Origin of the sequence: Corallococcus sp. AB032C (assembly GCF_003668935.1) — a bacterium.
GTDB lineage: Bacteria > Myxococcota > Myxococcia > Myxococcales > Myxococcaceae > Corallococcus > Corallococcus exiguus.
Genome location: NZ_RAWP01000241.1, coordinates 1 through 1,731, shown reverse-complemented (window position 1 = coordinate 1,731; position 1,731 = coordinate 1). Strand labels below are relative to the sequence as shown.

Here is a 1,731-nt window from a genome sequence, read left to right as displayed (position 1 = left end):
CCTGTCCGCTTGCCCGCACACCCACCCGCGCGCGGATAATCCCTCCCATGCGACGTCCTCCCCTCTTCCGTCCCCTGTCCGCCGTGATGCTCACCCCGTTCCTCCTGCTCGCCTGTATCCCTGACGGGGACTCGGACGACACGCCCGAGGACGCGGGCGTCCAGGAGGACGGAGGCACCAGCGCCGATGGCGGCGGCGTGGAGCTGACGCAGTTCGCCCGAGACATGCTGGAGGCCCACAACGCGGCCCGCGCCGCCGCGAAGCCCACGCCGTCACCCGCGCTGGAGCCGCTCACGTGGGACCCCGCGGTGGCGGAGATCGCCCAGAAGTGGGTGGACAACTGCGACTACGAGCACAACGCGGGCCGGGGCAACGCGGGAGAGAACATCGCCGCCGCCACGCCGGACTACCTGAATGCGAAGACCGTGGTGAAGGGCTGGGTGGACGAGGTGGCGGACTACGACTACTCGAAGAACGCCTGCGCGTCGGGCAAGGCCTGCGGCCACTACACGCAGGTGGTGTGGCGCAACACGCGCCGCCTGGGCTGCGCCACGAAGCGCTGCACCGTCAATTCGCCCTTCGGGACGTCCAGCTGGGACTTCTGGGTGTGCAACTACGCGCCCCCGGGCAACTACGTGGGCCAGCGTCCCTACTGAAGGCCGCTGGCCCCACCGCGATGCGTCCTCAGCGCTTGAGCGTGCGCGCGAGGAACGCGGACGTCTCCGCCCAGGCGGACGCGGCGGAGCGCTCGTCGTAGCGGCCACCGGAGGGATTGGCGAAGGCGTGGTCCGCGTCGTACTCCACGATGCGGCTGCGCACGCCGGCCTCCTCCAGCGCCTTCTCGAAGGCCTGCACCGTCTCCGGCGGGATGGACTTGTCCTTCGTGCCGAAGATGCCCAGCACCTGGGCCTTGATGCTGGAGAGCTGCTGCGGGTCGGTCACCGGGTGGCCGTAGTAGATGACCGCCGCGCTCAGCTCCGGGATGGCCATGGCGGTGCGCAGCGACCAGCCGCCGCCGAAGCACCAGCCGATGCTGCCGGTGCGCACGGCCTGGATGCGCGGGTCGCCCTTGAGGAACGCGTGCGCGGACAGCAGCGTCTTCGTGGCCTGGTCCGGGTCCACGGCCTTCACCAGCGCGAGCGCCTCGTCGGGGTTGGCGCCCACCTTGCCGTGGTAGAGGTCCACCGCGAGCGCCGCGTAGCCCTCCGCCGCCAGCCGGTCCGCCCAGGCCTGCACGTGCTCGTTGAGGCCCCACCACTCGTGGATGACGATGACGGCGGGCAGGGGGCCCTTCGCGTTCGGAGGCAGGCTCAGGTAGGCCTTGGAGCCGTCGGACAGCTCCACCGGCTGGCCCTTGCGCTCGGGGGCGGCGTCCGTGCGCAGGGTGTGCATGGCCTTGAACTCCTCCTCGGAGACGGCGCCCGTGGCGGACGGCGTGCGCGCCACCTCCGTCGGACTGCTCGTCGCGCAGGCGCCCAGCATCAGCGCCGCCGCCAGCACCCACGTGAGCCTCTTCATGTCCGGCTTCATCGTCCGTGTCCTTTCGGGGCCCGGGCCATCCGGGCCGCTTCGCGTGCCTTCCGGGCGTAGCGCGGTGGAGGCGGACGCGCCAGCGCGTTGAGCCCCGGACGCGAAGAGGGCCGGCGCGAGGGGAAGTCCCTCACGTCGGCCCTCGTTCCCGCCGCTCCCGCGAAGGGGAGGGGGTGACTACTTCGTCGCCGGGGGCGGCTT

Annotated in this window: 2 protein-coding genes; one reads left to right on the top strand and one right to left on the bottom strand. The window is 71.8% G+C overall.

Going from position 1 to position 1,731, the window contains the following annotated elements:
- Positions 1 to 47 precede the first annotated feature (47 nt).
- Entirely contained in the window at positions 48 to 656 is a 609-nt protein-coding gene (locus D7X99_RS41815; protein ID WP_121782573.1) for a CAP domain-containing protein, read from the top strand.
- A gap of 28 nt (positions 657 to 684) precedes the next feature.
- Here D7X99_RS41815 and D7X99_RS41810 read toward each other — a convergent pair whose 3' ends face one another.
- Positions 685 to 1,518 carry a dienelactone hydrolase family protein gene (locus D7X99_RS41810; RefSeq protein ID WP_121782574.1) on the bottom strand — a complete coding sequence of 278 codons (834 nt, stop codon included), beginning with the start codon at positions 1,516 to 1,518 and terminating at the stop codon, positions 685 to 687.
- Between the last annotated feature and the right edge of the window lie 213 nt (positions 1,519 to 1,731).

What these genes read in the sequence shown, in the direction of transcription:
- D7X99_RS41810 (WP_121782574.1), bottom strand. Translation starts at nt 1,518, where the DNA reads ATGAAGAGGCTCACGTGGGTGCTGGCGGCGGCGCTGATGCTGGGCGCC.
- D7X99_RS41815 (WP_121782573.1), top strand. Translation starts at nt 48, where the DNA reads ATGCGACGTCCTCCCCTCTTCCGTCCCCTGTCCGCCGTGATGCTCACC.